The 14193-nt window shown below is 42.0% G+C and carries 10 protein-coding genes; all 10 read left to right on the top strand.

All coding sequences use genetic code 11. The annotated features are described in order from the left end of the window. The first annotated feature begins 20 nt into the window (after nt 1-20). The 10 genes from WAA20_RS14510 to WAA20_RS14465 all read left to right on the top strand — a co-directional run bounded on the left by WAA20_RS14510 (nt 21) and on the right by WAA20_RS14465 (nt 14088). A complete protein-coding gene (locus tag WAA20_RS14510) occupies nt 21-1484 on the top strand; it encodes a polysaccharide deacetylase family protein (RefSeq protein WP_073389386.1) in 1464 nt (487 codons plus the stop codon). A gap of 16 nt (nt 1485-1500) precedes the next feature. Further along, nucleotides 1501-2607 (top strand): polymer-forming cytoskeletal protein, encoded by a 1107-nt coding sequence (locus WAA20_RS14505; RefSeq protein WP_242951219.1) that lies wholly within the window; start codon nt 1501-1503, stop codon nt 2605-2607. Between the two features lie 103 nt (nt 2608-2710). After that, complete coding sequence (gene pyrH, locus WAA20_RS14500; RefSeq protein WP_073389388.1) at nt 2711-3403, top strand: UMP kinase; 693 nt, start codon at nt 2711-2713, stop codon at nt 3401-3403. Between the two features lie 13 nt (nt 3404-3416). Beyond that, entirely contained in the window at nt 3417-3968 is a 552-nt protein-coding gene (frr, locus tag WAA20_RS14495; protein ID WP_073389389.1) for a ribosome recycling factor, read from the top strand. Then, nucleotides 3965-4690: an isoprenyl transferase gene (locus WAA20_RS14490; protein WP_073389391.1), complete on the top strand. Its 726-nt coding sequence runs from the start codon at nt 3965-3967 to the stop codon at nt 4688-4690. Before frr ends, WAA20_RS14490 begins: the two co-directional genes overlap by 4 nt. A gap of 14 nt (nt 4691-4704) precedes the next feature. After that, the gene (locus WAA20_RS14485; RefSeq protein WP_073389392.1) at nt 4705-5520 is read left to right on the top strand and encodes a phosphatidate cytidylyltransferase; all 816 of its coding nucleotides are present in this window, start codon (nt 4705-4707) and stop codon (nt 5518-5520) included. 74 nt (nt 5521-5594) lie between these two features. After that, nucleotides 5595-6746, top strand: coding sequence for a 1-deoxy-D-xylulose-5-phosphate reductoisomerase (locus tag WAA20_RS14480; RefSeq protein ID WP_073389394.1), 1152 nt, complete (start codon nt 5595-5597; stop codon nt 6744-6746). Between the two features lie 47 nt (nt 6747-6793). Next, nucleotides 6794-7930, top strand: a complete 1137-nt coding sequence (rseP, locus tag WAA20_RS14475; protein ID WP_242951220.1) for an RIP metalloprotease RseP — start codon at nt 6794-6796, stop codon at nt 7928-7930. A gap of 142 nt (nt 7931-8072) precedes the next feature. Then, nucleotides 8073-9131 carry a flavodoxin-dependent (E)-4-hydroxy-3-methylbut-2-enyl-diphosphate synthase gene (gene ispG / locus WAA20_RS14470; protein WP_073389395.1) on the top strand — a complete coding sequence of 353 codons (1059 nt, stop codon included), beginning with the start codon at nt 8073-8075 and terminating at the stop codon, nt 9129-9131. A 229-nt stretch (nt 9132-9360) separates the two neighbouring features. Then, on the top strand, nt 9361-14088 hold the full coding sequence (locus WAA20_RS14465) for a PolC-type DNA polymerase III (protein WP_073389397.1): 4728 nt from the start codon (nt 9361-9363) through the stop codon (nt 14086-14088). Nucleotides 14089-14193 lie beyond the last annotated feature (105 nt).

Genomic DNA, 14193 nt, shown 5'->3' with positions numbered 1-14193 from the left:
TTGGATGGGGGGAGAGCCTTATGTCATCTAGAGTGTTTGTCCGCAGGGGGCGGAACAATCTAAGAGATGAGAGAAAAGGGAGCTGGCAGGGACCTGTTAGTGACACCCATGGTGTTAAGGGTGACGATCTTGACAAGGTCATAAAACGTGTCAGACTGTCTGATACTAAAACTCGCCCATTTAGATTTTCGGATGATTCCCTTCATAAAACTAAATCAGATTTACCATCAGTATTATCAGAAACAGATAGAAAAACTGATTCAGATATTATTGATCTAAACGTTGATATCAATACTAATAATATTGATACTAATGCTGATTCGGATAATATTGATTCTACTGTTAATACTAATACTGGAGATACTGATCGCGGCGGTGATGAATGCAAAACAGTTGCCGGCCAAGTAGAAGCCGCTGATACTGACGGCGGCGAAGAAAATGTTAGTAACGAAGATAAAGTCAGAAACGAAGAAATTGTTTCTGAGACCGATGATCCTAAAACAAGTACAAACTATTTAAAAGATATTAATCTGGATGATCTGAAAGTTGAAAACGCATCCGGAGAATGGGTAGAATATCGTTCATTAAGAGACAGAATAGCCTCCTTTGATTTTTTTGATAAAGGCTTTCTTATAAAAACATTTGTAGCAGCATTTCTTATTGTTGCACTTATTTTCTTTTCACTTCAATGCATTATACTTAAAAGCGAATACGACGCGATTAACGACAGATTATTAGCTATTCAGAATGAGTTTAATGAGTATAAGGATAGTCTAGAAACGTTACAGGATGTGCAGGATAACATAATACCTCTTTCCGGTAACGCAGAAGCTGTATCGGTTGTTTCAAAGCAGTCGCCGGCCTCTTCCAATGGCATAAGATATGTATATCTTACGTTTGATGATGGTCCGAGCCCACGTACAGCAGAAATTTTAGACATTCTGGCTTCTTATGATGTCAAGGCCACGTTCTTTGTGTGCGGGAAGTCAGGATATGATGATATGTATAAACGTATAGTTGACGAGGGACATACAATTGGTATGCATTCCTACAGTCACGATTACAAAGTATTATATGAATCCTTAGACAGTTTTCAGACAGACCTTCACAAGATTCAGAATTATATATTTGATATTACAGGAGTATGGACTACCTATTACAGATTTCCGGGAGGCAGTTCCAACACAGCAAGTCAGGTACCAATGTCCGATCTTATAGGATATCTTGATCGGAACAATATTACTTATTTTGACTGGAATGTATATGGCGGAGACAATATAGCTTCAAGCATTATTGTTTCTAATGTTACAGCCAATATTACGGAACATGAGAATTGTATGATCCTCCTTCACGATGCTGCTGATAAGGAGGAAACGGTAGAGGCTCTTCCTGAGATAATTGAGTATATCCAGAGCCTTCCAAACACGGTGATTGTACCGGTCACAGAGGACACAGTGCCGGTTCAACATAGTAAGAATCAATAGAACGGAGGATAAAGATATGGGATTTTTCTCAGAGCTGAAAAAGGATCTTTCGAATGCTGTGGACGAAATTGATCCTGAGGAAAAAACGGCTGCAGAGAAGAATGCCGGGCAGGATAACGCAGGGGTCGAGGAAGTGGATCTTGACAGCATGCTAAGTCACCTGGATAAGATTCAGGTCGAAGACATTCCTGAGCCGGAAGAGAGTGTTGCAGCACAAAACGAGGAACCAGAAGATGAACCTGAAGAAGTACCGGCAAAGGAATTTTCATCAGAGCCAGAAGAAGTCAAAGAGCCGGAACCATACGATGAACCTGACTTTGATGCTATAACATTTCCAACAGATCCGATAAGTACAACTTCAAGCGAAAAAGAACCTGAAGAAGAGCCAGAGACAGAAGAAAAGGAGGAAGATAGCTTCGAAGAAAATGACAGCTTAGAAGAACCGGTAAATGACGATTATGTAATACCAAGCGTTTTCCCTTCTGAACCATCTTTTGAGCCCAAGCAGCCTGAAGAAGAGGTTCCATTTGAAGATCACGCAGAGCCAGAAGTAGAAATATCTGAACTTGATAACGTAGAGCAGAGTACGGATGACTATTCCGTTTCTGACAATATTAACGAAGACGGGGGATATATCATGATGGACACAGAACGCGTAGCAACAGATGAAACTGCATCGATCACCGAGGGTATGGTCGTAAATGGTGATATTCAGACAACAGGATCACTCGATCTTATCGGAAAAGTAATTGGTAATGTAACTGCATATGGAAAACTTAATGTAACTGGTGAAATAGAAGGTAATTCAAATGCTGCAGAGATTTATGCTGAGGCAGCAAGAATAAATGGAGATATCCATTCTAACGGTAGTGTAAAGATCGGACAGAGTTCAGTAATCATCGGTAACCTTTTTGCAACAAGCGCAGTTATCGCAGGTGCTGTAAAGGGTGACATTGATGTGCACGGTCCTGTTGTCCTTGATACAACAGCTATCGTAATGGGTAACATCAAGTCTCAGTCAGTACAGATCAACAATGGTGCGGTTATCGAAGGTATGTGCTCACAGACATATGCTGAAGTTAATCCATCTGCTTTCTTTGAGGGCTTGAAGAATAAGAACTGATAATGGTATCATAAGACATTGAGGAATGTCTTTTGCGGACCAGAATTAATTAATGCCGGGGAGACAATTCCCGGCATTATTTTTTTGAAAGAGGACAAAATCAATGAGAATTCTACTCAAACTCAGCGGTGAAGCACTTGCTGGCGACAAAAAGACCGGATTTGATGAGCCTACTGTCAGAAAGGTCGCACTTCAGGTCAAAGAAATACTACAGTCTGGAACACAGGTAGGAATTGTCATCGGAGGTGGTAATTTCTGGAGAGGCAGGACCAGTGAAAGCATTGACCGCGTTAAGGCTGACCAGATCGGAATGCTTGCCACAATAATGAACTGCATTTATGTATCTGAGATTTTCAGAAGTGAAGGAATGAACACAGCTATTCTTACTCCATTTGAATGCGGATCCTTCACAAAGCTTTTTTCCAAAGATCGTGCACAGAAGTATTTTTCCAAAAATATGGTAGTGTTCTTCGCAGGAGGCACTGGCCATCCTTACTTCTCAACAGATACAGGCGTAGTTCTTCGTGCGGTAGAGGTTGAGGCAGATATGATCCTTCTTGCAAAGGCTATTGACGGCGTATATGATTCAGACCCGGCAGTAAATCCTGATGCGAAGAGATATGATAAGATCTCAATTGATGATGTTGTGGCACAGAACCTTCAGGTTGTAGACATGACAGCTTCAATACTTGCAAGAGACAATCACATGCCTATGCGTGTATTTGCTCTTCAGGAAGAAGGAAGCATTGTTAAGGCAGTAAGTGGTACATTTAACGGAACAACCGTTGAAGCGTAAAGGAGGAGATAAAATGAACGAAAAGGTTAAAGTATATAGCGATAAGATGAACAAAGCATATGATTTTCTTGTAGAAGATCTTGCAACAGTAAGAGCAGGAAGAGCTAATCCTCATGTTCTTGATAAGATCCGTGTAGATTACTATGGAACACCTACACCAATCCAGCAGGTTGGTAACGTATCAGTTCCTGAAGCAAGAATCATCCAGATCGCTCCTTGGGAAAAGAATATGCTTAAAGAGATAGAGAAAGCTATCCTTACATCAGATATCGGAATCAATCCTACTAATGATGGAACAGTTATCCGTCTTATTTTCCCTGAACTTACAGAGGAAAGACGTAAACAGCTTTCTAAGGACATCAAGAAAAAGGGTGAAGATGCCAAGGTTGCAGTAAGAAATGTTCGCCGTGATGGTAATGAAGCATTCAAGAAGCTTAAGGGAACAGAGGTTTCTGAGGATGAGATCAGCGATCTTACAGATGAACTTCAGAAGATCACAGATGATTTCGTTAAGAAGATCGATGCTACTATCGAAGCTAAAACTAAGGAAATAATGACAGTATGAGTGAAGAAAGAAAGATACCCAGACACGTTGCCTTCATTCTTGATGGCAACGGCCGATGGGCTAAAGCCAAGGGAATGCCAAGAAACTATGGTCATGTTCAGGGCGCCAAAGCTGTTGAACAGATGCTGTTTGATGCAGGTGAACTTGGAATTGAGTATGTAACAGTATATGCCTTTTCCACAGAGAACTGGAACAGACCGGAAGCTGAAGTTTCAGCCCTTATGGCTCTTTTTAAAAAATACCTTAAGTCTGAGATCAAGACTTGTATGAAGAATAATGTTAGAAGCCGTGTTATCGGTGAGAGAAGTCGCCTTCCTAAAGACGTACTTAAAGTTGTAGAAGAGCTTGAAGAGACAACAAAAGATAACACAGGCCTTACTTTCAACATTGCTATCAACTATGGAAGCCGTGATGAGATAACACGTGCAGTTAAGAAGATAGCATCAAAGGTTGAAAACGGTGAGATAAGTGCTTCTGATATTACAGAGCAGATGATAAATGATAATCTGGATACTGGCTCCATGCCTGATCCTGATCTTCTTATCAGAACCTGTGGTGAGCAGAGAGTTTCTAATTATCTTCTTTGGCAGCTGGCATATACAGAGTTTTACTTTACTGATATTTGCTGGCCTGATTTCAACAAAGCAGAACTCGAGAAAGCCATTGACGCTTATAATCACAGGACCAGAAGATTTGGCGGACTTAAAAAGGGTGAAGAATAAAGGAGACATTTAGAGTGAAGACCAGAGTTTTAAGCAGCATTGTTATAGGCATAGTGCTGGCCGTCACACTAGTGATGGGTGGATATGTCCTTGGCGGTGTATCTTTAATAGTAGCGCAGATCGCTTATTATGAACTCTCAAGAGTCCTTGGAGTCTTTGAAGAAGATGGAAATACAGGACTCCTTTACAAAGCCGGAATACTGGGAGTGTTTTTGCATTATGTTCTTGTGATATATATACATGATACAAAGACTTACCTGTTTTCGATTTTGTTTGTATTCTTTGCGGTAATGGTGACTTACGTTGTGACATTCCCAAGATACAAGATACATCAGGCAGTTGGCGCTATATTTGCTTTCTTATATGCGCCTCTTATGCTTTCATTCATATTCCTGTTAAGGCTTCGTGAAAATGGTGATTTCCTTGTGTGGATGCCATTTGTAGCCTGGGTATGCGATTCATTTGCTTATCTTACGGGACGAGCATTTGGTAAGCATAAGATGACACCTGTTCTTTCGCCTCATAAGACAATTGAAGGCGGAATCGGAGGAATTCTTTTTTCAATGCTGGCCGGAGTGATATTTGGTTTTATCATGGTGAAGGTCAAAGGTGCCTCTAGCGGAATCATCCTTCAGTTTGTTGTCATAACACTGGTAGCAAGCATTATCTCACAGCTTGGAGATCTTGCTGCATCAGCAATTAAAAGAGACAGAGATATCAAAGATTACGGAAGACTGATCCCGGGCCATGGCGGAATCATGGACAGGTTTGATAGTGTTATATTTGTTACTCCATTTATTTATGGACTGGTCGTCTTTTTTATGAAGTGATAAAATACATGTTACAGTTCACAAGATTTGTCCTGTGAACTGTAACCTTTTTTTACTAACTGTGAGGAATAATTATGAGTAGAAAGATAGTTCTTTTGGGCTCTACTGGTTCTATTGGAACACAGACACTTGATGTTGTAAGAGCTAATTCTGATGAACTTAAGATCGTAGCACTTGCTGCGGGCAAAAATGTAGATCTTATGGAAAAACAGGCTCGTGAGTTTAAGCCTTCAAAGATCGCAATGTTTGATCCTAAGGCAGCAGACGAGCTTAAAAATCGTATATCTGATCTTGAAATTCCGGTCCTTTCAGGAATGGAAGGCCTTTTAGAGCTTGTTCGCGATGAAAATGCTGACACTGTTCTTACGGCAGTTGTCGGAATGATCGGAATAAGACCAACAATAGAAGCAATAAATGCAGGCAAGGATATTGCCCTTGCAAATAAAGAGACACTTGTATGTGCAGGTCACATCATCATGCCTCTGGCTAAGAAAATGGGTGTGAAGATCCTTCCTGTGGATTCTGAGCACAGTGCGATCTTCCAGTCTCTTAACGGAGAGCCTGTAGATAAGATAGAAAAGATCCTTCTTACAGCTTCAGGCGGACCATTCCGTAAGAAGACTTTGGAGGAACTTGAAACTGTAACAGTTGATGATGCCTTAAAGCATCCTAACTGGGATATGGGAGCCAAGGTTACTATAGACTCAGCGTCTCTTGTTAATAAGGGACTTGAAGTTATGGAAGCAAGATGGCTTTTCGACGTACCTGTAGATAAGATCCAGGTTGTGATCCAGCCTCAGTCTATCCTTCATTCTGCAGTGCAGTTTGTAGACGGTGCTGTTATGGGACAGATGGGAGTTCCGGATATGAAGCTCCCTATCCAGTATGCTCTTTTCTATCCTGACAGAAGACCTATGTCAGAAGACAGACTTGATCTTTTTGCACTTGCAGACATGACCTTTGAAGCTCCAAGAACAGATGTATTTAAGGGTCTTACACTTGCTACAAGAGCTGCAAAAGAAGGCGGAAGCATGCCTACAGTATTTAATGCTGCCAATGAGCTTGCTGTTAAGAAGTTCCTTAAGCGCGAAATCCGTTTCCTTGAGATCTATGAGATGATCACAGCAGCGATGGACAATCACAAGAAGATTGAAGATCCAACTGTAGAAGAGATTCTTGAAGCTGAGAGCTGGACTTACAGCTTCCTTGAAGAGCGTTTTAAATAATAATCGGAAGTGTTTTTGGTAAATCCTTGTAAGATAGGAGATTAGCGTTGCTGCAGAATATCATTGTATTACTAATATTCATAGTTATTTTCTGTGTACTGGTCGTATCACACGAAGGTGGTCACTTTTTGATCGCCAAGGCTAATGGAATACGAGTTACAGAGTTTACAGTCGGTATGGGTCCTGTTCTTTATCAGAAGAAAAAAGGCGATACCATGTATTCCATAAGACTTCTTCCTGTCGGAGGTGCCTGTATATTCGATGGAATGGACGGGCTGGAGATCACAAAGCCGGGAGAAGATGATGGGACGTTAGAGGACCAGATCAAAGCACAGGAAAGCCGCGATGACAGCGAAGAGGGTCAGATCTCTTTTCGCAGAGCCGGTGTATGGTCAAGGATAGCAACTGTAGTTGCAGGCCCTTTGGCTAATTTCATCCTTGGATTTTTGCTGGCACTTATCATCGTTTCAAACACATATTGGAGCTTCCCTACAGTAAGCGGATTTTCTGTTGATAATTCACCTGCTCAGGAAGCCGGTCTTAAAGAGGGCGACGTCATCACAAGCGTTAACGGAAGTGCTGTTCATATGAGCGCGGAAGTTACTCTTAACATGTACCTCACAGATGGTGAAGATGTAGATATTACCTACGAGCGTGATGGTCAGAGCTATAAGACGACTATTACACCTGTTCTGTATGAAGATGAAGAGACTGGTGTTAGCAGATATGTGATCGGCGTATACATCGGAGAGTATGACACTGTATCCGGCATTGAGACCTTCAAATATGCAGGATACATGTTTAACTATTATCTGACTTCCACCTGGAAGAGCCTTGGACTTCTTGTTCGCGGCAGAACTGATAAGGTCGAGCTTTCAGGACCAGTAGGAATGGCTGAAATGGTAGACCAGAGCTATGAAACAGCCATGCAGGAGGGCGGTATAATCGATGTGATCCTCAATATGATCAATCTCGCAATGCTTCTTTCCATCAATCTTGGACTTATGAACCTTCTGCCAATACCTGCACTTGATGGCGGAAGACTTGTTTTCCTTCTTATAGAAGTTATAAGAGGAAAGCCTGTTCCTGAGAAATACGAAGGAATGATCGAGCTTGTAGGCGTAGCAGCGCTGATACTTCTTATGGTTGTGGTATTATTCCATGATGTAAGTAAGTTGTTTTGATATTGGATATTGAAATATTGAAACATTGAAGTTTTGAGATAGTATAATATTGAAACATTTGATAACGTTACGTTAAGATGTTTTTTACAGAGAATCATGACTTGTATGGCAAGGATTCATGGATTTTCAAAGGAGATTTATTATGGCATATAGAGATAACACAAAGGTCATAAAGATAGGTAACAAGGTTATCGGTGGCGGTAATCCTATCATGATCCAGTCTATGACTAATACTCGTACAGAGGATGTTGACGGAACTGTAGCTCAGATCCTTAAGCTTGAAGAAGCTGGCTGCGATATCGTTCGTAGTACATGTCCTACACTTGAAGCTGCCAAGGCTATCGGCGAGATCAAAAAGCGCATTCATATTCCTATTGTTGCAGATATCCACTTTGATTATAAGATGGCTATAGCTGCTATCGAGAACGGAGCTGATAAGATCCGTATCAACCCCGGTAACATCGGTGGCAAGGACAAGATCGAGGAAGTTGTGCGTGCTGCAAGAGAGCGCCAGGTTCCTATCAGAGTCGGAGTTAACTCAGGTTCTTTGGAAAAAGAACTTGTTGAAAAATATCACGGCGTAACACCTCAGGGCCTTGTAGAAAGCGCCCTTGATAAAACCCATATCATTGAAGAGTGTGGCTATGACAACATGGTCATCAGTATCAAGTCTTCAAATGTTATGCTTGCTGTTAAAGCTCATGAGCTTTTAGTAGAGAAGACACAGTATCCTCTTCACGTAGGTATTACAGAAGCAGGAACTGTATATTCAGGAAGTATCAAGTCTTCAGTAGGACTTGGAATCATCCTTAATGAAGGAATTGGTGATACGATAAGAGTTTCACTTTCAGGTGATCCTGTTGAAGAGATCAAGGCTGCCAAGCTTATCTTAAGAGCTCTTAACTTAAGAGGCGGCGGAATCGATGTTGTTTCATGTCCTACATGTGGACGTACCAAGATAGACCTTATCGGTCTTGCCAACCAGGTTGAAGAACTTGTATCTCACTATCCGCTTAACATAAAGGTTGCGGTTATGGGATGCGCAGTAAACGGCCCTGGCGAAGCCAAAGAGGCAGATATAGGCGTAGCAGGCGGCGTTGGCGAAGGACTTCTTATCAAAAAGGGAGAAGTTATCCGCAAGATGCCGGAAGATCAGCTTCTTGCAGCGCTCAAGGATGAACTTGATCACTGGGGAGAATAATCTATTAGAGTGAATATTAAAAGATAAATAGTATATGTTTTTGCAACTTTGAATCAGAAATCCGCATTTACTGCGGATTTCGTAAGAAAGTGAATCGGTAGGTAAATAGGCCCAACACCGAAGGTGTTCTCAATTGGCCTATTTACATGACTTTTGGAACGAAGTGACAAAAAGTCATAGGAATAGTATTGTAGTGCTATTTATCTGAAGTAACGGGGGAGAGATATAAATGGCCAAAGCTTTTTTTGAAGTATTTCCACAGCTTAAACTTAGTGGACATACTAAAGACCTTATGGGAGAGACTGTAGTAGAAAAAGTTTCTGCCACAAGAAAGCAGGATTTTATCCGCATTTATATCTCTTCCGGTCGTCTTATAGATAAACAGGAAATTCTTAAAGTCGAAAAAGAGATACGAAGTCAGCTTTTTGCAAACGTATCTATCGTAATAAAGATTTACGAACGTTTTCATCTTTCTGCTCAGTATACGCCAAAGAACCTTATGGACATCTACGGCGAGAGCATTCTGCAGGAATTCAAGACTTATAATCCAATAGAATATACACTTTTAAAGGGTGCCGAGTTCAGGTACCCTACTTTAGATGTAATGGAAATAGTCCTTGAGGACTCTGTTACATCTGCCCAGGAAGCACCTGAGATCCAGCGCATAATGGACAAGATCATCAACGAAAGATGCGGCCTTAATGTAAGGATCGTGGCAGTATTTGAGGAAAAGAAGTCTAAGAAAAAGGCAGGTGCTCCTGACTACAGCGCAGAATCAGAAAGAATGTCCGCAAGGCTTGAAGCTGCCCTTGAAGCTAAAAAGGCTAAAGAGCTTGAAGAAGGTAAAAAAGGCTCCAAAGGTTCGAAGAATACAGGAGCTTCCGGTAATGGTGCAGCTGCGAAGACTGCAAATGCCGGCGCGGGCACAGGCACTGCAGGCGCAGGTCAAAACGGCGCTACAGGTAGCGCAAATGGCGCAGCATTAAGTAGCGCTGATGCAGATGTTCTTAAAGCTGCAGAAGCAGCAACCGCTGCAATGGCTGCCGATAAAGGCGGAACTACAAGCGCAGGCGAAAGCGGTGTTAACCAAAATCGTGCACCTTCAGGCTTTGGAGGCAAGAAGTTTGGAAGCTGGAAAAAGGGCGGCTTTGGCAGCATGAAAAAGTCTGATGATCCAAACGTTATTTATGGACGAGACTTTGACGATGATCCTATGCGCCTTTCTGAAGTAGACGGAGAGATCGGAGAAGTAACAATACATGGTAAAGTCATCCGTTATGAGGAAAAGCCTCTTCGTAACGGCGAAAAGACCATTGTTATGTTTGATCTTACCGATTTTACTGATTCTATAACAATTAAACTATTCGTAAAGAATGAAGATCTAAAAGACCTTAACAAAGACCTTAAAGTAGGAGCCTTTGTTAAGGTTAAAGGTATCACCATGATAGATAAGTTCGATCACGAACTTACTATAGGATCAGTTGGCGGTATCAGAAAGACAACTGACTTTACCGTTAAGCGTAAAGATAATGCAGAAGTAAAAAGGGTAGAGCTTCACTGCCATACCAAGATGAGTGATATGGACGGTGTATCTGAAGTAAGCGATATAGTTAAGCAGGCTTACAAGTGGGGCATGCCTGGAATAGCTATTACAGACCATGGAGTAGTTCAGGGTCTTACAGTAGCTAATCATGTATGGGAGGATCTGTACGGCGGAGCCTGTAAGGAAGCCAAGGCAGCAGAACTTCCTGCTCCTGACAGACAGAACTTTTTTAAACTCATTCTTGGAGTAGAGGGCTACCTTGTTGATGACCTTGTTGAGATAGTCAGAAATGGCAAAGGCCAGCAGATAAAGGATACAACATTTGTAGTATTTGATATTGAGACAACAGGTTTTTCTCCTCTTAAGAACAAGATCATAGAGATTGGTGCCGTTAAAGTTAGAAACGGTGAGATCCTTGAGAGATTTTCAGAATTCATCAATCCTCAGGTTCCGATTCCGTTTCGTATAGAAAAGCTCACATCCATCAGTGATGAGATGGTAATGGGAGCTCCTACTCGTGATGTCATAATTCCTAAGTTTGTGGAATTTTGTAAGGATGCGGTTCTTGTAGGTCACAACGTAGGATTTGATATAAGCTTTATAAATCAGAACTGCAAAGAGCTTGGTATAGAGGCTGATTTTACAACAGTCGATACCATGTGGCTTTCACGTGTATTCTTCCCGCTTCAGGCCAAGCATACACTTGATGCGACAGCCAAGACTCTTAACGTAGTGCTCGATCACCACCACAGAGCGGTTGATGATGCGGAGTGTACTGCATATATTTTCCTTAAGTTCCTTCCAATGCTTGAGGAAAAAAATGTTACGGATCTTACCAAGATGCAGGAGTTTGGAACTGCATCTCCTGATATGATCAAGCACCTTCGCCCTCACCATGTTATCATTCTGGCCAAGAACACACTTGGAAGATGTAACCTTTATACACTTGTAAGTAAGTCTCACCTTGACTACTTCAGGCGTTTTCCGCTTATACCAAAGTCTGTTCTGACAGAGTATAGAGAAGGCCTTATTGTAGGTTCTGCCTGCTGCGCAGGTGAGCTGTACGGAGCAGTAGTAGAGGACAGACCTGAAACAGAGATCGCAAGAATAGTAAATTTCTATGACTACCTTGAGATACAGCCTGTTGGCAACAACCACTTCATGGTTGATTCAGAGAAGTACGACAGCATTGAAAGCGATGATGATATCAGAGAAGTCAATAAGAAGATCGTTAAGCTTGGCGAGCAGTTCCATAAGCCTGTTGTTGCTACCTGTGATGCTCACTTCTTAAATCCGGAAGATCAGATATACAGAACTATCATCCAGGCGGGACGAGGCTTTGACGATGAAGAGCCTGCAGACCTCTATGTAAGAACAACAGATGAGATGCTGGCGGAATTCGACTATCTTGGAAGTGACAAGGCATTTGAAGTATGCGTTACCAATACAAGGAAGATCATGGAGATGTGCGATTCAGTATCTCCTGTTCGTCCTGATAAGTGTCCTCCTGTCATTGAGGATTCAGATAAAACACTTGAGAAGATCTGTTATGACAAGGCTCATGAGATCTACGGTGAAGAGCTTCCCGAGATAGTAGATGCAAGACTTAAAAGAGAGCTTAATTCCATTATCAAAAACGGTTACTCGGTTATGTACATCATAGCCCAGAAGCTCGTTTGGAAGTCCAACGAAGACGGATATCTGGTTGGTTCCAGAGGATCTGTTGGCAGCTCTTTTGTCGCATTTACATCAGGTATCACGGAAGTAAATGCTCTGGCACCTCATTACGTATGCCCTCGCTGTCACTTCAGTGATTTTGACTCAGAAGAAGTTAAAGCCTTCGGTGGTAAAGCCGGAGTTGATATGCCGGATAGAAGATGCCCTAAGTGCGGACACCTTCTTTATAAAGATGGATTCGATATACCATTTGAAACATTCCTTGGATTTAAAGGAGATAAGGAGCCTGATATCGACCTTAACTTCTCTGGTGAATATCAGTCCAAGGCTCATAAATATACTGAAGTTATCTTCGGATACGGTCAGACCTTCAGAGCAGGAACTATAGCTGCTCTTGCAGATAAGACCGCCTACGGTTTTGTCAAAAAATATTATGACGAAATAGGCGTTCCAAAGAGAATGGCAGAGATCAACAGAATAGTAGCAGGCTGTACAGGTATAAGACGTGGTACAGGTCAGCACCCCGGTGGTATCGTTGTTCTTCCTGTTGGTGAAGACATCAATACCTTCACACCGGTGCAGCACCCTGCAAACGACCAGACAACAGCGACTATCACAACACATTATGATTATCACTCCATTGATCATAACCTGTTAAAGCTTGATATACTCGGACACGATGATCCTACCATGATCAGATTCCTTATGGACTGCACTGGCGTTGATCCTAAGGATGTGCCTTTTGATGATCCGCTTGTAATGGAGCTTTTTGAAGATACCGGTTCACTTGGAATAACCCCTGAGCAGATAGGAGGAACACCTCTTGGATGTCTTGGAATTCCTGAATTTGGTACAGACTTTGCTATGAACATGGTAGTAGAAGCAAAGCCGAAGTCACTGAGTCACCTTATAAGAATTTCAGGTCTGTCACACGGAACAGACGTATGGCAGGGCAACGCTCAGGTACTTATCAGTAACGGAACAGCTACTATCGATACAGCCATCTGCTGTCGAGACGATATCATGATCTATCTTATCCAGAAAGGTCTTGATCCTTCAGATTCCTTCAAGATCATGGAATCAGTACGTAAAGGTAAGGTTGCTAAAGGTAAAGAGCCTAAGTGGGAGCAGTATAAGGCAGACATGAGAGCTCATGATGTTCCGGAATGGTACATTGGCTCCTGCGAGCTTATCAAGTACATGTTCCCTAAAGCCCATGCTGCCGCATACGTTATGATGGCATGGCGAATTGCCTATTTTAAGGTTTACTGCCCACAGGCCTTCTATGCGGCCTGGTTCTCAATAAGAGCCAAGGCATTCTCATACCTTGATATGTGCCAGGGCAAGAATCATCTGCATGGAAGAATGCAGGAACTTAAGAATAAAGAAAAAATGTCGCCCGTAGAAGAAGCTGAATACTACGATATGCGTCTTGTTGAAGAGATGTATGAAAGAGGCATTGAATTTGAGCCTATCGATATCTTCAAGGCCAAATCACGTCTTTTCCAGGTGGTTGGTAATAAGATAATGCCTTCCCTTACAGCCTTTGACGGAATGGGTGAAAAAGCGGCAGATGCCGTTGTGGAAGCTGCCAAGGACGGACCTTTCCTTTCCAAGGACGACTTCAAGGAAAGAACAAAGTGCCCTCAGAAGGTTGTTGATGCAATGGCTGAAATAGGTCTCCTTGGAGATATACCGGAGTCTAATCAGATATCATTGTTTGATTTTATGAAATGATCACAGGGTAATCGGCTATTAAAAATATGTCGATATATAAGTTTGAAAATAAAATTTTCAAACTCTGCGAAGTGGTGGAGAGGGCTCCACCACTTCAACCATTAG

Origin of the sequence: Butyrivibrio fibrisolvens (assembly GCF_037113525.1) — a bacterium.
Classification (GTDB): Bacteria; Bacillota; Clostridia; order Lachnospirales; family Lachnospiraceae; genus Butyrivibrio; species Butyrivibrio fibrisolvens.
This window is presented reverse-complemented; position numbering and strand designations above follow the sequence as displayed.